The sequence below is a fragment of the Methanosarcina sp. DH2 genome, from assembly GCF_020804225.1.
GTDB lineage: Archaea > Halobacteriota > Methanosarcinia > Methanosarcinales > Methanosarcinaceae > Methanosarcina.
This window is the reverse complement of sequence record NZ_WJBI01000014.1, coordinates 20,626-40,105: the sequence shown is the minus strand read 5'-3', so window position 1 is coordinate 40,105 and position 19,480 is coordinate 20,626. Positions and strand designations below refer to the sequence as shown.

Annotated in this window: 17 protein-coding genes; 6 read left to right on the top strand and 11 right to left on the bottom strand. The window is 41.6% G+C overall.

Annotated elements, in window-relative coordinates:
• Positions 1–394 precede the first annotated feature (394 nt).
• From FXV91_RS14035 to FXV91_RS14000, 8 genes are all read right to left on the bottom strand, one after another.
• Positions 395–1,189, bottom strand: a complete 795-nt coding sequence (locus tag FXV91_RS14035; RefSeq protein ID WP_229391317.1) for a C15orf41 family protein — start codon at positions 1,187–1,189, stop codon at positions 395–397.
• Positions 1,190–1,829: 640 nt separating this feature from the next.
• Positions 1,830–2,672 (bottom strand): hypothetical protein, encoded by an 843-nt coding sequence (locus FXV91_RS14030; RefSeq protein ID WP_229391316.1) that lies wholly within the window; start codon positions 2,670–2,672, stop codon positions 1,830–1,832.
• Positions 2,673–2,770: 98 nt separating this feature from the next.
• A complete protein-coding gene (locus tag FXV91_RS14025) occupies positions 2,771–2,968 on the bottom strand; it encodes a hypothetical protein (protein ID WP_229391315.1) in 198 nt (65 codons plus the stop codon).
• Between the two features lie 301 nt (positions 2,969–3,269).
• Positions 3,270–3,440, bottom strand: a complete 171-nt coding sequence (locus tag FXV91_RS14020; protein ID WP_229391314.1) for a hypothetical protein — start codon at positions 3,438–3,440, stop codon at positions 3,270–3,272.
• 379 nt (positions 3,441–3,819) lie between these two features.
• Entirely contained in the window at positions 3,820–4,683 is an 864-nt protein-coding gene (locus FXV91_RS14015; protein ID WP_229391313.1) for a ribose-phosphate diphosphokinase, read from the bottom strand.
• A 49-nt stretch (positions 4,684–4,732) separates the two neighbouring features.
• Positions 4,733–5,248, bottom strand: coding sequence for a cyclic pyranopterin monophosphate synthase MoaC (moaC, locus tag FXV91_RS14010; RefSeq protein WP_229391312.1), 516 nt, complete (start codon positions 5,246–5,248; stop codon positions 4,733–4,735).
• Between the two features lie 203 nt (positions 5,249–5,451).
• On the bottom strand, positions 5,452–5,637 hold the full coding sequence (locus tag FXV91_RS14005; protein WP_229391311.1) for a hypothetical protein: 186 nt from the start codon (positions 5,635–5,637) through the stop codon (positions 5,452–5,454).
• Positions 5,638–5,794: 157 nt separating this feature from the next.
• The gene (locus FXV91_RS14000) at positions 5,795–7,297 is read right to left on the bottom strand and encodes an NAD(P)H-hydrate dehydratase (protein ID WP_229391310.1); all 1,503 of its coding nucleotides are present in this window, start codon (positions 7,295–7,297) and stop codon (positions 5,795–5,797) included.
• A 767-nt stretch (positions 7,298–8,064) separates the two neighbouring features.
• Here FXV91_RS14000 and FXV91_RS13995 point away from each other — a divergent pair.
• Together FXV91_RS13995 and FXV91_RS13990 are read left to right on the top strand one after the other, a co-directional pair.
• Entirely contained in the window at positions 8,065–9,531 is a 1,467-nt protein-coding gene (locus FXV91_RS13995; protein WP_229391309.1) for a DHH family phosphoesterase, read from the top strand.
• A 249-nt stretch (positions 9,532–9,780) separates the two neighbouring features.
• Positions 9,781–9,960, top strand: a complete 180-nt coding sequence (locus FXV91_RS13990) for a hypothetical protein (RefSeq protein WP_229391308.1) — start codon at positions 9,781–9,783, stop codon at positions 9,958–9,960.
• Positions 9,961–10,140: 180 nt separating this feature from the next.
• Here FXV91_RS13990 and FXV91_RS13985 read toward each other — a convergent pair whose 3' ends face one another.
• The 3 genes from FXV91_RS13985 to gmd (FXV91_RS13975) form a co-directional block, all read right to left on the bottom strand.
• A complete protein-coding gene (locus tag FXV91_RS13985; protein ID WP_229391307.1) occupies positions 10,141–12,621 on the bottom strand; it encodes an oligosaccharyl transferase, archaeosortase A system-associated in 2,481 nt (826 codons plus the stop codon).
• A 101-nt stretch (positions 12,622–12,722) separates the two neighbouring features.
• The gene (gmd, locus tag FXV91_RS13980) at positions 12,723–13,751 is read right to left on the bottom strand and encodes a GDP-mannose 4,6-dehydratase (protein WP_229391306.1); all 1,029 of its coding nucleotides are present in this window, start codon (positions 13,749–13,751) and stop codon (positions 12,723–12,725) included.
• 28 nt (positions 13,752–13,779) lie between these two features.
• Positions 13,780–14,805, bottom strand: a complete 1,026-nt coding sequence (gene gmd, locus FXV91_RS13975; protein ID WP_229391305.1) for a GDP-mannose 4,6-dehydratase — start codon at positions 14,803–14,805, stop codon at positions 13,780–13,782.
• Positions 14,806–15,210: 405 nt separating this feature from the next.
• Between gmd (FXV91_RS13975) and FXV91_RS13970 the strand changes: the two genes are divergently transcribed.
• The 4 genes from FXV91_RS13970 to FXV91_RS13955 are packed head-to-tail and all read left to right on the top strand — an operon-like array spanning position 15,211 to position 19,477.
• On the top strand, positions 15,211–16,290 hold the full coding sequence (locus FXV91_RS13970) for a glycosyltransferase (RefSeq protein WP_229391304.1): 1,080 nt from the start codon (positions 15,211–15,213) through the stop codon (positions 16,288–16,290).
• Complete coding sequence (locus FXV91_RS13965) at positions 16,280–17,059, top strand: ABC transporter permease (protein WP_255680577.1); 780 nt, start codon at positions 16,280–16,282, stop codon at positions 17,057–17,059. Before FXV91_RS13970 ends, FXV91_RS13965 begins: the two co-directional genes overlap by 11 nt.
• Complete coding sequence (locus FXV91_RS13960; RefSeq protein ID WP_229391302.1) at positions 17,059–18,303, top strand: ABC transporter ATP-binding protein; 1,245 nt, start codon at positions 17,059–17,061, stop codon at positions 18,301–18,303. Before FXV91_RS13965 ends, FXV91_RS13960 begins: the two co-directional genes overlap by 1 nt.
• A gap of 1 nt (position 18,304) precedes the next feature.
• Positions 18,305–19,477 (top strand): class I SAM-dependent methyltransferase, encoded by a 1,173-nt coding sequence (locus FXV91_RS13955; protein ID WP_229391301.1) that lies wholly within the window; start codon positions 18,305–18,307, stop codon positions 19,475–19,477.
• Positions 19,478–19,480 lie beyond the last annotated feature (3 nt).

The window sequence follows — 19,480 nt, the reverse complement described above, 5'->3', positions numbered from 1 at the left end:
AACGGAGCTTGAAAGGAGTACTTTTAATACATTATTTTACTCTGTTATTTGTACCGTTAAATACTTTTGACTCCTTGGAGTTTTTAGCTGCTTTTACTTATCGATTTATTTTTGCTTTAATTTTTCGCATCTTGCTGGCCTTTCTCTTTTTTGTCTAAAAGACCGCTCTACCGCGTCGAGCGTGATAAAAACCGTTTGGTATAGTGAATGACGTTGCAAAGAGTAGAGATATTGTAATTCAGTTTTCTTGAGTAAAGTTCACTGCTATAAGCCATAAATTAGTCCTCTTGAGCGAAGCGAAGCGGAGCGAAAAGGACCGCGTACTCCCGAGGCGCAACTCGGGTGGCGCAACTCGGGTGGCGCAACTCGGGTGGCACAACTCGGGCGGGGCAACTCACCAGTATACCAGATAGTTGAACAATTCATCAGTCTGCTCTTTATATTCTCCAAAAAAGCTGTGGTCTTTTATCAGGTAGCCCTCACCTTCGGACGGGAGGTCTTCCAGGTAACCATACCAGTAGACTACCATGCCTTCTCCGAAAATGTCGGCATATTCCCTGAATTGTTTCTTTGCGTAATGTTTGTGCTCAAAATCGTCCCCGAAGAGAGCTTTGCTCTCAATCCACCTGACCATATGGTCCTCTATGGGGATCGGGTCTGAAAGGACAAAGTCCGGAGTCTTGCCGTCTCCCTGGGCCCTAATTTCAGCTTCAGTGCAGTAAGAAATGCTCCTGTCATCCAGCCATTTGCGGATAATCTCTTCTCCCATTTCGCCTTTTTTGCACTGCATCTCATGGGCACGAGGCGAAAAGAAATAGTCCGCGTCAAGGGCTTTTCTGACCTCTTTTCTCAGGCGGCGGCTTTCGATGCAATCGAGGTGCTTGAACAGCCAGTTTATGCTTTTTCGGGACAGCTCACAGTTCTTAAGGATCAAGGAAGCCATGAGTGTTGGAGGAAAAAGTGTATACTCCGCAAGTTCAAGAATAGATCGCCCCTGCTTCCACCTCAAAAAGAGTTCCTTTTCTCTGGAATAAACCTTCCTGTGCTTGAACCTGGTCATTTTCACGACCTTCTGGTTAAGAATGGTAGCAATCATGCCTGCAGGTCTGGTGTATTCCTCTGAGAGGCGGAAAACGTCTCCAAAGTTATGCAGTGAACTGTACATCTTCTGGTATGTCTGGCGGTCCATCCTTAATCATTGCATCCCTATTCTTGCTTTAACATAGAAAATAAAATTGAATAACACGAACGAAAACCTAACGTTTCCAATATGCAGGAGCTTTATTTATTTCATATTTTTATTCATCTTCTTCTATATAAATCTCTAATTATAACTCACATACCCTGCTTTAAGAAGCAAAATCTTAGAAGGCATAATGCCCGGAATCAATCCACGAACCAGGAAAGGTTTCATCAAGCAGGTCCTGCAGGCCTGTTGGAAACTCAGAAAATGAAAAAAACATTTTCTTCTTTTTTGGGCTCTAAACGGTTTTTTTTCAAAACTCCGACCTGTTGTTCTATTCTAAGTTAATTCGATCAATTCCAGGTTAATTTGAGTAATTTTGAACAATTCCGGGTAATGCTAGTTTTCTCTAAATCAATTCTAAGTTAATTCTAGGTTAATTCTAGGTTAATTCTAGGTTAATTCTAAGTTAATTTTAAGTTAATTCTAAGTTAATTTCTAATTATTCAATCAACTTTAGTGGTTTTATTAACTTTAGCTGGCTCTGTTAACCCTAAGTTAACTTGAGGTTAACCCTAAATTAATTTTACCTTCACAAATTAATTTTGAGCATCCTGATTATTTATTTTTCAGGATTGGAAATTTTTTAACTCCAGAACTCCTCTTCGTAATTATCTGGAAGATCAATTTCCATTACTTCGTCAAACTTTTTTCGCTTTTCCCCGTTTTCAGTAGTCTTTCTTGGTTTTTCTTCCCTGCCGGAAGGATAAATATTTTTCTTTTCTTCTCCGTCACAGGATGCAAAGATTGTTGCATGCTTATCTCTGGAAATTATTTTTTCCTGGACTTTTGGTTTTTCCTGAGCCTTTGGCTGCGGCTTTGCATATATAATCGGGTCTTCTTCGACAGGCTCTTTTTTCAGCCTAGCTTCCAGTCTAATGGAAGCTCTCTCAGCCTCGCTGGAAGCCTGTCTCCCGTGCGGCCTTTTTTCTAAATCTTCTTCAGGGCTTCTTTCAGGTTTTGTATCCATGGCTGCTTCGCGGCATCCGAAGAAATATTTCTGGGGGTCTCTTTCCACAGCATGAGAAGGTTTCTCTTCCTTTTTCTCAACAGGCCTGTCCGAAGATCTTTCTAAATGTCTTTCAGGAGACTTCTCTAAATGTCTTTCAGGAGGCCTTTCTAAATGTCTTTCAGGAGGCCTTTCTAAATGTCTTTCGTGAAGCCTTTCTGCCGGTCTGGTAGGTGTCCAGTCTCCTTTTTCAGAGACATTTTTCCATCTGTGCACAGGCTGCCCCTCTAACTTGCGAAAGGTGTCTTCTGCATAAGTGTCTTTTTTACGGCCGTCCTTGCCGGACCTGACTTTACTTGTTGTATTGTAGCCTATAAGGCAGGTAGGTTCCCTTGTTCTCCATTCCAGGCAGAAGAGGTGGCAATCCCGCCCTTTGCATGTCTGGTTTTCATCAAGTGGACAAACTTCTGGAAGGGTCATAATACTAAGAATACGCAGAATATAAAAAATAGTTAACGGTGATAAAATGGAATAAAACGATCAGAGCCCGGAAATGGCATGAATCTTTAAGTTTCTACTTATCCCGGCAAACTGCCAGGCAAGCGGGTTTTTCCGGAGGTCTTCAAGGCTGAGGTTTTCAGGGACAGACCCGGGACTGGAAAAGGAAAGGCGGCAAGTTCTGCGCCCACGCCCTTATCTCCTGCCGTTCCATCTTCCAGGCAAAAAAAGGCAATTATATAGAATTGTCCAGCCCAGGGCAAGCCATAACCTTGCATTCCGTATGAGAAGATGAAGTCCTTTTTACATTATTTTTTTCGTAGTATGCGTTTGTCTGCTACATGTTTATAACGATGATTTAACCATTTAGCATTGTTAATGGCATCCAAATTCATCCTCATAAGCAGGATACTCCTTTCTCGACAGCCGCAGGCTGGCAGGTAGGGGTAGTTGACTGTCTACTGCTTTTATTCTATTACTCAGCGCATAGCATACCTGTTTAATGCCTGCGTATTATACGGATCAGGAAGCAGTGTATCTGGCTGAACAAAAATCCTGTATTCAGGCGAATAATACCTTTCACCGTAGTACATCAGCGACCGTAGTACATCCTGCACCGTAGTATATTAGCCCTGTATCATCATTATTTTCCTGACCTTCGAAACCGTATTTCTCCAGACCGCCTGACCTGAACTGGCCGTATGGGAAGTACTCAGTGCGTTCAACCTCAAGTCCGGTCTCGTCCACCATCAGGGAGGAAGTGCTGCCGAGGTGGTCGAAAAGGTACCACTCAACGCCTTCAGCTGTTTGTCTGGCTATGCGTTCATCATCACGGAAGAAGTAGCTGGTGGATATGTCGTTTTCGATTTAGTAGAACTTGTTGATGTAATAGCTGAATCTCTACTTTTTTTTACGGCGTTATAATAGCTTGCTGTGGGACTTATTGAGAGGATTCGGCTTATTTGATATGTATTGTCTGGGCAGGAAGAGGCTTTGTTTTGTGAATTCTGAAGAGTTTGGGGAGTTATGAGAGAAAAAGGGCAAACTGCTTGTTGCAGCAACTGTGCTCTGCCAGTAAAAAAGAGAATTTAAGTAATTTGGTTTTTTTTAAATGGGTTTTAATAGGCTTTTAACTCAAAGTTGAATTACCTGAAAGTGCTTCTGCAACAAGAGGGGCAACACTCAGTTTACTCTGAGCTTTCTCGAGAGTGTCGGTTGCGATTATATCTTTTACTCCTGCATTGAACAGCCTTAAAGCCGCATTTCTTGTAAGGACAGGGTGCACACAGGCAAGGTGGACATCAATTGCTCCCTGTGCTTTAAGCATTCGGATTGACTCGGCCATTGTTCCGCCGGTTGCGATCATATCATCCACAAGGACAACATGCCTGCCGGTTACATCAAGGTTTTTTGTCTTGATCACAACGGTATCTCCACTGAGCCTTGTTTTCTGAAGATGATCATGGTCAAAACCATATCCGGAAGCCACATTCTTTACAAGAACCCGAGCCCCTTCGTCGGGAGCAACCAGCATGGGATTTTCGAGGCCGAAACTTGCAATGTATGTGCCCATCAGGTTTGCTGCGTCAAGATTCCTGGCAGGGCAGGGGAAGTGTTCAAGTACACTCCTTTCGTGAATATTTATTGTGAAGACCCTGTCAGCGTTAATGCAGCGGGCAATAGCGCGGGCACTTATGGGCTCTCCTGGTTTGAATTTCTTGTCCTGCCTCGCGTAGCCCATGTAAGGAATCACAACATTGATTTCAGCTGCCTCCTCACAGGCATCGATAAGCTGGAGCAGAGCAACAAAGTCAGAATCTGTTGGCGTGCTCTGGATGAGAGTTACTTTTTCGTTTTCTATTTCATCTGCGATTCTAAGGTAAAGTTCCCCGTCAGGGAAGCGGTTAAACTCGCTGAGTACAGGCTCTGTCCCTAGAGCCCTGGCCGTGCGGCTGGCAAGTAATTGTGATGCTGGTCCACCTATAATCTTCAAGATACATACCTCAGTTTGCCGTCTTGATATATCCCATCCTTTAAAAAGCTTATTTTAAATGGACCTTTCTTTTTTCGGCTTTTGCCTCTTCGAAACTTTGCCCTTTGAGCTTTTCAAGTACCCTGATGTTTCTTATCTGTGTATGCGGGTAATTTCCGCTTTCATCCTTTTCGGCAGATTTTACCATATCCCAGACAGTAAGCAGCGCAACCGAAACCCCTGTCAGAGCTTCCATTTCAACTCCGGTTTTCCCTACAGTACGGACCTCCACAACTGCAGAAACCGCATCATCCCCTACCTCTAAATCCACATCTATCCCTGTTATCGGGATCTGATGACACAATGGAATTGTCTCCGGGGTCTTCTTAACAGCAAGCACGGCTGCAACTCTTGCAGTTGAAAATACATTTCCTTTCTCAACGGTTCCTGTCCTTATTTTCTCTATAGTTTCTGCGGAAAGTACGATTTCTCCTGCAGCCCGTGCCAGCCTGGGAACATTATTTTTTTCGCTTATATCGACCATTTTTGCCCTACCGGCTTCAATATGAGTAAACGACTTCTCCACAAAATCACCGCGTTTTTCGTATCTGTCTGGAATTATATATAATTTTTAAGCTCTATATAACTTTTAATTTTGTTTGTGACTTCCGGCCTTTTTGCCCTGAATTGGTTTTTTTGCCCTGAATTGGTTTTTTTGCCCTGAATTGGTTTTTTTGCCCTGAATTGGTTTCTTTGCCCTGAACTTCCGGTTTTTTAATTTATTCCTGTTTAGTCAATCCTGATTTGTTTGCGCTGCGAGTAGTCCTCAATCGTCTGTTGCAGTTTTTCTGCAAGTTCCTCGGCTTCTTCCAGATTGAGTTTTATAACTTCTTCATCTTCCCCGTGAAAAACAGTAATTCTTATTCTTGTCCTTTCGATTTCCACATCTATTTTTCTCTCAAAATCATGTACCATATTTCTTTCCCTCACATTCCGGCATTGAGTGGTTGTTATTCGAATATGGTATGGTTATGTTTGAGTATTATTTGAGTATTGTCTGAACATTGTTTCATATGAATATTTTTTCTTGTCAGATTGCGCTTTTTAGAGCAGCTTTCTATACTCTAATTTTTTACCCTATTCCTGCCTCTTTGATTATTTCAGGAATTTTTTCAATTACATCAGTTGCAAGCAGCGCATTCCCTGCTTTCTCAAAAGCCAGGTCTCCGGCTGCCCCATTGATGAAGGTTGCACAGGCTGCGGCAAGAAACGTTGGGTTTCTGGAAAAAAGAGACCCTGTAATACCTGCCAGAACGTCTCCAGTACCTCCTACGGTCATGCCGGGGTTCCCTGTCCTGTTCAGAAGGGTCTGTTTCCCGTCAGAAATAATGTCTATCTTTCCCTTCAGGATTGTCACCACGCCCTTTTCCTCCGAAAACTCTCTTACAGCTCTTTCGCGAGCTTCAGGGGTTTCGGGAATTTCCATATCCCTTAAGCGCGAAAATTCTCCTGCATGTGGGGTCACTATTATTTCACAGTTTCCTGCAAGGGTCTCGAAGAGGGTACCTGAAAGAGCTGAAAGGGCATCGGCATCGACGACTGCTTTTCTGCAAAAGGGCAGTATCTTTCTTACAGCTTCAAGGGTCTCTGCCGCTCTCCCAAGTCCCATTCCCATTACAACCACATCGTGGGAATTGATTAGATCAGGCAGGATAGACAGGTCTTCAGGGCAGAGTATATTTGAAGAGAGTTTCCGGACAATAATGTCAGGGGAATAGGATGCTATTATTCCGGCTACAGACTCAGGCACTGCTGTTGTTACCAGGTCTGCCCCTGCCCTCAGGGCTGCAAGGGCTGCAAGTGCAGGCGCTCCGGAGTAAGGGCCTCCCCCTATTATAAGGATCCTTCCAGCATTTCCTTTGTGCGCTTCAGGCTTCCTCTTTTGCAGCATCTGCAGGTCACCGGGACCCACATAACGTTCCGCATCCGCGCAGATCCCGATTTCTGCAATCCTTACCGTACCTGTATACTGTTTAGCCTGCTCTCCCAGGAGCCCTGCTTTCATGCGGTGGAAGGTTACCGTAAGGTCTGCATATACAGCTTTTTCAAAATCTTCTCCATCAGGGTCAAGCCCGGACGGGATATCCACGGCAATTATGGTTTTTCCGGCTTTTCCTTCCCTGTTTATAAGGTCAATTGCAGTTGATTCGGGCTCTTTTATTTTTCCTTTGACACCTGTGCCGAAAACAGCATCCACAAGCAGGTCGGCTTCTGAAAACCATTCACAAGCTGCAAGCTGGCTTGAATCTCTTATCTCAAATGTCTGCACCCTGCTGAACCTCAACAGAGAGAAGTTATGAAAAGCTTCTTCAGTCCCTATATCCCGGGCTTTTCCAAGCAGGATTACCTTTACAATGTATCCGGGAATGCCTGTAAGGTGCCTGGCAGCAACAAAAGCATCGCCTCCGTTATTTCCCCTGCCTGCCACAAACAGTACCTTCCCGCTCCCAAGCTTTTCCTTTATACTCTGTGCAATAGACGCGCCCGCATTTTCCATTAGCTGGAGCGGGGCCAGCCCCATATATGCACAGTTTGTATCTATCGCCTTCATTCGTAAAGAGCTGATATATTTCATGCTGTTGCCTGCAGGTCTTTTTATCTATTCCTTTACATAGTTTTGATTGTAAGTTTGAATCCTCAGTATACCGAAAACTGGAATGCCTCCCAGATATCTTTCCGGCTGTTTTCCTCATATATTTTTCTCATACATTTTTTTCTACATTTTTTTCCATCTTTTTTCTCATACATTTTTTTCCACATTTTTCTCCAGGTATTCTTGCCTGAGCTTACTTGCTGTTTTTATACTGAAGCAACTCATTCTGAGGAAAACTTATCTGTTCTCAATCTATTCTTATTACTATATACGCTGCATTCTAATAAGCATATATACCGCTGAAAAGCAGATAATTCTTCAAAACCAGGTTATGCGGTAGAGACGGACTTATATTCAGGAATATAAGACCAGTTCGTTCGCTACCCGTGAAGTTTATTCCCATAGCAGGTAACTTCAGCAGTAGTAACAAATGTATAGTAAGAGTAACTAATAACTAAGGTTAGCAGAGAAAAACAGGTAAATTCAGCACTCCAGTTGTGAATACGAAAAAACGAAAGCGAATCTAAAAATTAAATTATATTATAAAACTAAATTATTTTATGTATCGAATTTAGTATTGAAATAATTTTAAATAGCCTTATGTCTAACAATGTAATGTTTTTACCTTATTCCTTTATTGCGATTTGAATAGAGAGAAAAGTAAAAAATTGTAAGCAGGCAGGAATCTGATCAAATGTTTGCTTTCCTTTGCACATGTCTGGACTTACATGAGAGCAGGAGGACGATTTTTGTCTAGTTCTTCAAAAGATGCGGATAGCAGCCTTAAGAGCACAGTTAAACCCAGGTACCTTATTCTGGGCAGCGGTAGTATTGGTTTTGCACTTGCAAAAGAGCTCAGGGAAAGCAATAAGCTTGTAATCATAGTGGATAAAGACGAGGCCAAGGTTGAAACTCTCAGAGAAGAAGGCTTTGAAACTATTCTTGGAGATATCTCTGATCCTGAACTCATTAATAATGTTGACCTTAAAAACGTCGTTGCAATACTCTTCCTGAGTTCCAATAATGAGGCTAACAGGAAAGGAATTGAAAACTTTAAAAAAGCAGTAAACCCGGATATCCAGATCTTTTCCCGTGCTTCTGATATTATCAGTAAAGAAAAAATGGAAGATCTGGGAACAGACTACGTCTTTATGCCCTCGAAGCTCGTTGCAAGTTCCCTTTCTCGCTCTCTTGAGAGGGCTGAATCCGTTCACAGAGGCAACAGGCTTGCCAGATGGCTGAAAGGGATAAGGGATAAAAAACTTGCTATTGTAATTCATGACAACCCTGACCCTGATGCAATATCCAGCGGGCTTGCTTTAAAAGAGATCGCAAAAAGCCTTGGGGTTGAAGCAAATATCCTCTATCACGGAAGGATCGGACATCAGGAGAACAAAGCTTTCGTAAATCTTCTCGGAATAGATCTCAGCAAGATGGAAGAGCATGACCCTAATGACTTTGATGAAATTGCCCTGATAGACTGTTCAATCCCCGGCGTTAACAATATGGTTCCTCTTAACTCATATGTGGGCATTGTGATAGACCACCATCCACCCGGAGAAACCGAGATAAAGGCTGAATATATAGACATCCGGCCCAATTTCGGGGCAACAGCCACTATCATGACAAAGTACCTGCAGCAGTTAAATATCAACATATCGAAGACCCTCGCGACGGCTCTTCTCTATGGGATCAGGACTGACACGCAGGACTTCAAGCGGAAAACCGATCCCGCAGATCTCTCAGCTGCTTCCTACCTCTATCCCCTTTCAAATCATGGGATCCTGGACCAGCTAGAGCAGCCTGCAATGGCTATTGAGACCCTCGAAGTGCTCGGAGAAGCTATCCGAAACCGGCAGGTACTCGGGAGTTACCTCCTCTCAAATGTCGGGAACATCCGCGATAGAGATACTCTTCCTCAGGCTGCGGATTACCTCCTGAGCCTGGAAGGGATCTCCACAACCGTTGTCTTCGGGGTCACCGAGGACCGCATCTATATCTCCGGCCGTAGCACCGATATAAGGGTAAACCTGGGAGAGATCATGCGTCAGGCTTTCGGAGAAGATGCAGGAGGGCATGCAAACGCAGCAGGTGCCCAGATACCCCTCGGGGTTTTCAGCGCTACAAAAGACAGGCAGACACTCTTAAGGCTTGTTAACGAAGCAGTTGTCAAGAGGTTCCTCAGTGCCGTCGGAGTGGAAAGTACAGGAGAATAAAAGAGAAATACCTGGAAGTATAGGAGACTAATCTTCGCAGGTAAACCTTCGGAAAAAAGCAGACTTTTTCGGTAGAAATGCCATTATTAAACTTTCTATGAGAGAAAGAAAGAAGGATTTTCTCTTTCCCCCACCTTTTCAGATTTCTTTTTTGAATTCCTTTTTTGAATTCCTTTTTTCAGATTCCTTTTTATTCTCTACTTATTTTTACTGTACCCCAATTAATTGGTTAATCTATTCAGGCCCCCCATGAGGGAATTTTTCTATTTTTCTCCCCCTGCGCCGCACAAGATTATAGCTGCCACCAGCCAGACTTTGAATAGTCCTCTTAAGCGCAGCGAAAAGGACCGCGTACCCCCGACGCGCAATTCGGGGCGAAAAGGACCTCGTGCTGTTGAACCTGCAGTGCAACTCCCTGAAAATCTCTGATTTCCTGTGATCCCGACGCGAAACTCAGGAAGTAAAAGCTGTTATTTTTATAAATTAGTCTGCTTGAACGAGCGAAGCGAGCGAAACAGACCTCGTGCTCCCGAAGCGAAACTCGGGGCAAAGCTCGGGTAGCACAACTCGGGCGGAGCGGCAAGCTTTATTATATATTTTCTGCTTCAGTCAGGGATTGCTCGTTTCAATTCTATTCCCGTTTAAAATGTCGTTTTCAGCCACCTGAATTCCTGAAACGGTTGAGTTTTTTCCTGTGGTCAGCGAATAGGTGGATATTGCATGTACTCTGCCTGTGTCTTCCGTCGAATAGGGAACGATTATCTCAAATGAACCTTTCTCATCTGCCACGCTCCCTTTCTGATATGTGAATGTCCTGCCTGTATTTGAGCTGAGCTCAAGTGTTGCCATCACGGTCTCGTTAGGACTTGCAGTGCCTGAAAGAGTGGCTCCCTTGACATATTCGAATATCTTTACAGTGTTTCCGCTGCTATTCCCATCTGTGGTATTTATAGTGCTTTCATGAACCAGCCTGAAATTCCCCAGGGATGTCCCGTCGAGTTTGTAAAGCTTATATAACTGGGTCTGCAGAAGAGTCTGTTTGGGAGTTGCAACGGTTTTGAGACCTGTATTTTCTTGCACGGTTTTGACTTCGTAGTAGTCACCGATCTCTTTTCCCGCTATTTTGGCAATAGCTCCGAATTTACCTTCTGTCATCAGTGTGTCGGTTATTACATATCTTATATTGAGCTTTTCTATTATTGTTTTTGCTTCCTTTTCGGAATCTGTTAGAAAGAAGCGTGCAGAATCTTCTACGCCTGTCTGGAAGTTATTTGAAACCGCAGGCCGCTTTCCCACGTATACTATCCAGTTTCCGTAGTCCCACCAGCTAAGGACTCCGTATTCAGGGATTTCTGAAGGCTCAAGATAATAGGAGGTTGCAGGTGTGGAAGTCTCAAGCCATTCGAGGGAGTCTTTCCATTCAGGGTCAATTGAGACTGCATCCTTTGCAAAAGCAGCACCCAACCATAAGGAGGGTACAAAGACAAGTCCTATCAGTGCCATACCTGAAACAAGCTTAAAATAGTCCGGTTCGGCAACCTTAATCTTTGATTCCGTCCCCTGTCTGGTTTTTGGTTTTGATTTAGTTTTTAATGGCGTTTTCTTTCCTGTTTGAAGGGCAGGTCGCGGGCCTTTTTCCATTCCTTTTCCGGATTTTACCAGCTTTTTCACTTCTGTTTCGAAATCAAGCGAGTCCAGCAGAACCCAGAGGAGATAGGCAGTAAGAATTGAGATATTAACTGAAAAAAGATAGGTAAAACGTCTCTGGGAAAGGGCAAGGTACGCATAAAAAAGTGTCCATACAATGAAGAATACCACTTCTGGTTTTGATTTTTCGCTTTTTAACTCAAGGATAAGCAGGAAAAATCCTGCAAGTGCAGCCAGGAAAGAAAGCCCGAAACTTCCCAGTACTGCCGAGAAGGTAAGTTTTCCCTGTGCGGTCAGAAGCAGGGGGACTGCTTCGGAAATTGTGCTTATATATTCGCCTTTACCCGAAAAGAAACTCAGTCCTTCGATAATGAAAGCGTAGTATTCGACGGAAAATATCCGCAGGAAAAGAAACCCCGAAACGGAAATGAGTATTAATACGCCAGGATAGTACTTCCAGTCCACTCCTTTCTTTGAGATATATGCCGAAAAACTCCATAAAAGAAATATTCCTGCGAGCAGGATCAGCACATAGACCACCTGGAACCAGGAAAGATACATTGCACTCATTTCAAACCCCTGACGGGCTGCTCCTGCTGAGAGGGGGATAGTAAACAGAAGTGTTGCAAACAGGGCTACAGACGAACAGATGAAGAGGTAATCTGACTTTTTCCCTGCTTTAAGATCGAGTGTTGCCTGAACCAATGAATAAAGGACAACAAAGCCGATAAGGGCAGGAGCTCCTACCCATGTGAAGATAAGGAGCGAAAAAAAGAGCCCTGAACCCACTGCAAGAAGCAGAGGATTTACGAGTTTCCTGTCTGAAGATATGTTTTTGAGCGAACTTAACGAAAGACTTCTTTCTCCTGCCAGCTTTAAGGCAAGTATGAAAAATGCATAGGCTATTGTTGAGAGGAATACTTCAGCTACGTGGTGATCTACTGCCCCAAAGCGGGATACGTATACATGGGCAGGCAGAACCGCAAAAGCAAAAGCTCCAACAAGCCCTGTTTTTCTGTCAAAAACTGAAGCCGCTATCAAATATACCGGAATTATTGTCAGGACTCCGAGCAGTACGGGCAAAAGAGCTCCGGCAAATTCAACAGTATGCGTATCAGGCCGCGCCCCTCCCATAATTATTGCAAGCAGGGCACCTAACAGGTCAAAGAATGGCGGCCAGCCGATCTCAAAACCATAAGGATAGTTGAGATAGGTATCAAAGTTAAGAGAATGGGGAAAATTAGAGGCTGTATAAAGAATGCGCCGCATATGATAAAATTCATCATATCCCGTGAAGGTTATGCCTCCGTCTGCAGTAAGTGAAGCATAGGAGAGCATGCGCATGATGAAGCCGGCTAAGAGAGCAGCCCCAAGCACGAAAATATTTTTTGAAATTTTTTTTCGTGCGTTTTCGTTTTGACAGGATTTTTCTGACTTCTCCATATCACTCACGTTCAATTTTTAAGTAATTATAAATTTTAGTCCCAATCTTAGAAATCAAGCTTTTTTAGTAAAAAGGATTTTCTACCCCACTCCAGAGGTAGTTATCTCATATCACTTTTTACCATCATTCTTACCAGTTCTTCAAAACTGACCTTTGTTTTCCAGCCAAGTCTTTCCCTGGCTTTTGAAGGGTCCCCTATTAAGAGGTCCACTTCAGTCGGTCTGTAAAACATCGGATCAACTTCCACAATTACTTTTCCGCTGTCAGCATCCCTGCCTATCTCGCTAATTCCCTCTCCTTCCCATTTTATGTCGATACCTGCTTCTCTGAATGCAAGTTCAGTAAATTCTCTAACGGAGTGAGTTTCCCCTGTTGCTACAACGTAATCCTCGGGTTTATCCTGCTGCAGCATGAGCCACATAGCTTCAACGTAGTCTCCTGCAAATCCCCAGTCACGTTTGGCATTGAGGTTTCCAAGATAGAGTTTATCCTGAAGGCCTTTTTTAATCTTTGACACAGCTATTGTAATCTTCCTGGTGACGAAAGTTTCTCCTCTCAAAGGGGATTCATGATTAAACAGGATGCCGTTACAGGCAAACATGCCATAAGCTTCACGATAATTTATGGCAATCCAGTAAGCATACAGTTTAGCTATTGAATAGGGACTTCGCGGGTAGAAGGGAGTAGTTTCTGTTTGGGGAACTTCACGTACTTTCCCGAATAATTCACTGGTTGATGCCTGATAGAACTTAGATTTGTCTTCCAGCCCAAGAATTCTGATTGCCTCCAAGATACGAAGGGCTCCAATTCCATCCGAATTTGCAGTGTATTCCGGGATCTCAAAAGAAACCTGGACATGACTTTGGGCGCCAAGGTTGTAAATTTCATCAGGTTCTATGTCCTTAATAAGTTTGATAACATTTGCTGAATCGGTCAGGTCTCCGTAATGCATAAAAAATTTGGAGCCTTTTTGATGCGGATCTTGCAGGAGATGATCTATACGTCCTGTATTGCTTAGAGACGATCTTCTATGCATTCCATGCACAGTATATCCTTTGTTTAACAGAAGTTCGGCAAGGTATGCTCCATCCTGCCCGGTTACACCTGTAAGTAATGCGACCTTAGACATTTTTACCACGCAATTTCAAACAAATATTTTAACTTTCTACGAATTTCAGGTCGTTTTTGACCATCATTTTAACCAGTTCTTCAAAATTTACTACTGGCATCCATCCAAGTTTTTCTCTGGCTTTTGAAGGGTTTCCAACTAATAAGCTTGATTCAAGAGGCCTATAGAACTGGGGGTCCACTTCTATCAGGATCTCACCTGTTGCAGCGTTTCTCCCTTTTTTCTCAAGCCCTTCTCCTTCCCATTCGATCTCAAGCCCAACCTCTCTGAATGCAAATTCCACCATATCCTGTACTGAATGTGTTTCACCTGTTGCAATTACATAATCATCCGGTTCATCCTGTTGTAACATGAGCCACATAGCTTCAACGTAATCCCCTGCAAACCCCCAGTCTCTTTTTGCATTCAGATTTCCAAGGTACAGTTTCTCTTGAAGTCCTTTTTTTATTCTAACTGCAGCCTTGGTAATTTTTCTCGTAACAAAATTTTCGGGTCTTATTGGGGATTCATGGTTAAACAGGATACCATTGCAGACAAACATATCATAAGCTTCACGATAGTTTATTGCAATCCAGTAAGCATACAATTTGGACACTGCATAAGGGTTTCGCGGGTAGAAAGGAGTACTTTCATTTTGCGGGATTTCCAGTGAATTTCCGAATAAATCCCCCGTGGAAGCCTGAAAAAACCTTGTTTTCTTTTCCAGTCCAAGGGTGCGTATGGCTTCAAGGAGGCGCAGGGTGCCGAGTGCGTTAATTTCTGCTGTATATTCTGGTCGGTCAAAAGAGATCTGTACATTGCTTTGAGCCGCCAGATTATATATTTCATCCGGGCGGACCTCTTTGATAATTCTTATAAGCTTTGAGTAATCGGTTATGTCGCAGAAATGAAAGTGAAGATTTATGTTTTTCTGCGCACCACCTTTATCTTCTGTTCTGGCAGTAGAAGATTCTCTCTTTATCCCATGCACTACATATCCCTTATCTAATAAAAGTTTTGAAATATACGTGCCATCCTGGCCTGTTATGCCTGTGATCAGTGCGACCTTTGTCAAGGAATCACCTTATTTTGCTCCCAATTCTTATCCTGCAGGAAATAGGACATTCATTATTCTTAAAAACGTAGCTCTATTTGCAAAAAGCATAACTTCTTAATATATAAACTAATTGTATACCATGTTTTTGCTAGCTTCCTATTTTTGCTAGCTTTCTGTTAAATTGTTTCTACTGCGTGAAATTAAAACGAATGTATTCAGCTTTTTATTGTTAGATCCTTTATTCAGGCTATAACTGATGATCTGATATGGTAAAAAAAGTTCGTTTAGGGGAAACAAGTATCAAGCTTGAATATATGCTGCAGCAGATAACTGAATTTTTATTCAAATTAAAAATCGCTTCGAAACACATATAAATCACAATTTAAATCTAACGTGAAATAATTTAAAAAAATGAGAATAAACATGAAAACAGCTATCTTTCACGACTACTTCGGAGCTATTGGCGGTGGAGAAAAACTGGTTTTGATGCTCGCAAAATATTTTAATGCCGATGTTATCACTACGGACTTAAATATTGAATCCATAAAAAAGATGGGCTATTCCGATATACACATCATAAGTCTTGGTAAGACTTCAAAGGTGCCTCCTTTGAAGCAGATTTCAGCATCTTTCCTCTTTGCAACGTGTGATTTCTCAAAAAAGTATGATTTCTTTATTTTTTCCGGGAACTGGGCGTATTTCGCTGCAAAAAAACATAAACCAAATTTGTATTACTGCCATACTCCTACGAGGGCCTTCTACGATCTTTATGATACCTTTCTGATGAGGCAGTCATTTTTTGTTTCCGTTTTCTTCAGAATATGGGTCAGACTTCACAGACCGGTTTCCGAATATTACCTTTCCCACGTCTGTAAGATTGCAACTAACTCGAAGAATACGTTACAGAGGATCAAAAAATATCTCCATAGGAACGCTGAGGTTATCTATCCTCCGGTTGAGACTGCAAAATTCACCTGTAAAGAATATGGAGATTTTTGGCTTTCGGTAAATCGCCTCTATCCTGAAAAAAGAGTCGAGCTCCAGATAGAAGCCTTCAGGGAAATGCCCGAAGAAAAACTTCTTATTGTAGGAGGATACTCAAAAGGAGACCATGCAAAAAGTTATGCAAAAAATGTCATTAACAATCTGCCAGATAATGTAAAAGTACTTGGGGAAGTCTCTGAGATAGAGCTGCTTGACCTCTACTCTCGCTGTAAAGGTTTTATCTGCACTGCTATGGACGAGGACTTCGGGATGACGCCTGTGGAAGCCATGGCAAGTGGAAAACCTGTTGTGGCTGTGAATGAGGGCGGATTTAAAGAGACAGTAACCGAAAAAACGGGTCTTCTTATAAATGCAGATGTTCCCAGCGTTATAGAGGCTGTCAAATTCATATCCTGTGAACCCGAAAAATATAGGGATGCCTGTCTTGAGCAGGCAAAACGCTTTGATCTTTCGATTTTTAGTGAAAAGATAAAAAATGTGGTAAATAATGATCGTTAAGCACATTAAAGAGATGTATGACTACCGGAATCTTATCTGGCAACTGGCATGGAGCGAGTTTAAATTGAGATATAAAAATTCTATACTGGGTTATTTCTGGTCACTTCTGGAGCCCATGCTTATGCTCATAGTTCTGTATGTTATTTTCTCAAATTTAATGAGGGTTCAGGTGGAGCACTACCAGCTATTCTTGCTTCTTGGAATTATTTTATGGGGTTTTTTGAGCAGAGCTACCACTATCGGAATGTTTTCCATAGTAGGAAGAGCGAGTATCGTTAAGAAAATTTACTTTCCGCGTGATATTTTTGTTGTTTCCTCATGCATTACAGCTTTGCTTATGAGCATCTTCGAGTCTTTGATATTCATAATATTTATGGTATTTTTCAGAGTACCAATTTCCATTAACCTGGTATACGTGCCATTTATTCTGTTTTTCCTTTTTATTATTTCATTTGGTCTCTCCCTGGCTCTTTCCGCATTGAATGTATTTTACAGGGATGTACAGTTTATCTGGCAGGTTCTTTTGCAGGTTGGATATTTTGCAACTCCTATACTATACACACTTGACGTATTTCCTAAAAATCTACAGGGATTTATCTTATTGAATCCAATTGCACGGATTATTATTTCTGCAAGAGATACTATTATCTATTCGTCTCCAGCGAAAATAGAGGATCTTTTATTTATGTTTCTTTCATCAATAGTTTTCCTTCTTGTTGGATACATTATTTTTTCCAGATTAGAACCCAGATTTGCGGAGGAAATCTGATGACTGCAATTAAGGTTGAACACTTGCATAAGACATTTCGCATACCCCATCAAAAAAGAACCACTATATTTGAAACTTTAACTGGGGTTTTCAAGCCTCCTACATACGAAACTTTCCATGCACTTAGAGACATTAATTTTACAGTTGAAGAGGGGGAAGCTCTTGGAATTATTGGAGAGAACGGAAGTGGAAAGAGCACTCTATTAAAAATTATTGCAAATATCTTACGTCCGTCACTAGGGAGTGTTACTGCCCTAAAAAAACTCACTCCCTTCCTTGAACTTGGAGTTGGCTTCCAGCCGGACCTCACGGCTTCAGAGAACATAAAAATCTATGCAACTATAATGGGCATGCAAAAAAGAGAAATCAATGATAAACTGGATGATATTCTTGAGTTCGCAGGACTTAAGAACTTCAGGGATACGAAACTCAAAAATTTTTCATCGGGCATGCAGGTAAGGCTTGCCTTTTCAACAGCAATTCAAACCAATCCGGAAATTCTCTTGATGGACGAAGTACTGGCTGTAGGAGATATGGAGTTCCAGCAGAAGTGCCTGGATGTCTTGAATGAGTACCGGAAAAAAGGAATTACAATAATCTTTGTTTCCCATGATCTTGGGGCGGTAAGGAGATTTTGTGATAAGGTTTTACTTTTAAATAAAGGAAGGCAGGTTGCAATAGGAGATCCAACTGAAGTGATAGATAGATACGTTTATTCAAAAGTGGAAACTTCTCCTTCGAATAATAACGAACCTGAATCAAACGAAAACAAATTACAAGATGGTAAAGATGGGCTTACTTGCCGCCAGATTTCTGGAAAAATAGCAGAGATCGTTGATGTAAGTTTTTATGATAAATTTGACCATGCAAATACTAACTTTAATTCCCTTGACCCAATGAAAGTACGTATTTTTTACAATTCAAAGGAGCTTGTAGAGGACCCTGTATTTGGTATTGCGCTGTATTCCGAAAGGGGTAAGCATCTTTTTGGAACAAATACTTATCTTAAAAATTATCCGATTAATAGTATTCTGGGAAGTGGCTATATAGATCTGCTAATTGAAAAAATACCTTTACAAACAGGGAAGTTTTTAATGACAGTAGACTTGGTACAATCCAAAGACTACGTTCCGTTAGATCATAAGGATAAGCAATATTCATTCTCCGTAATTCCAACTGGATATGAGGAGGGTATATTGGGTCTTTCATGCTCCTGGCTATTAAATTCAGAGAGGGCGATCTGATATGAATACTTTTGAAGTTCATGATGATGAAATCAATGCAAAAGAAATTTTGGAAAAGATAAGAGATAATATTCAGAGCAGAAAAAAAGCTGGTGCTTACTCAGAATCGATCCCAAACTTTGTTATAAAAAACCCTGAAAAAAGTTTTCTTCCTATGGTGGATGGAATGGCAGCCAAAGATCTTGAATATTTAACTTCAAATTATGATGTTCAAAACAGAAGCTATGTGATTAGTTCACATCGCCCTTTTATAGGGTCTTTTTTGGTAAAAGCGCGCAATCTGGTAAACGGGGAAGTTAAACGATATGTAGACCCAATTTTTTCTCAACAAAGTGAATTAAATGCGTGCATTTGTAGGATCTGTACGGAGCTTCTGGGGAAGAATAAGGAACTTCTTGGGAAATATGAAGGGATTCTTGGAAAGAATGAAGACCTCATGCGAAAATATGAAGAGCTTCTAATTAAAAATGAGGAATCAAATTCACAAGCTAGTGCGTTGGACGCTAAAGTTGTTGAGCTTGAACAAAAAGTGAAAGTTATGAATTCTAATTCCTTAACTTCTTCAGGAAACGCAGTAGCATCTTCTTCATGGGGAGAATATTATAGTGAAGATATTTCCGAAGCAGACCTGCTAGGAAATATGAACCATCATAAACATTTTATTTCACTAATAGAAGAATATGCACACAAGGCTTCGGAAAAAAGGGTGCCTAAACTGGTTGAGGTTGGCATAGGTACTGCTACGATGTCAATTTATTTCTCCAGACAAAAATATCAAGTTCTGGGATTAGATAATGATATAAATGTAATTTTCAATGCAATAAACACTAACAAGAGATTAGGTGGACATGCTAATTTCGTCATGCTTGATGCAAACTCTCTAAACCTTTTTAAAAATAAATATTTTGATGTAGCTTTTTCACAGGGCACACTGGAACACTTTGATAATGAAGGCCTTATAAAAATACTTTCAAAGCAACTTGAAACGGCAAAATATGTTGTATTCTCTGTTCCTTCAATACATTACCCGAAACGTGAGTTTGGGAATGAGAGAAAAATGACTACTGAAGAATGGGAAGTAATCCTCAATGATGGTGGATTCAACATTGAAAAATTGGAATATTATCGTGAAGATACACAAATAGTATGCATAGTTACTGAAGAAAAAGAATAAGCT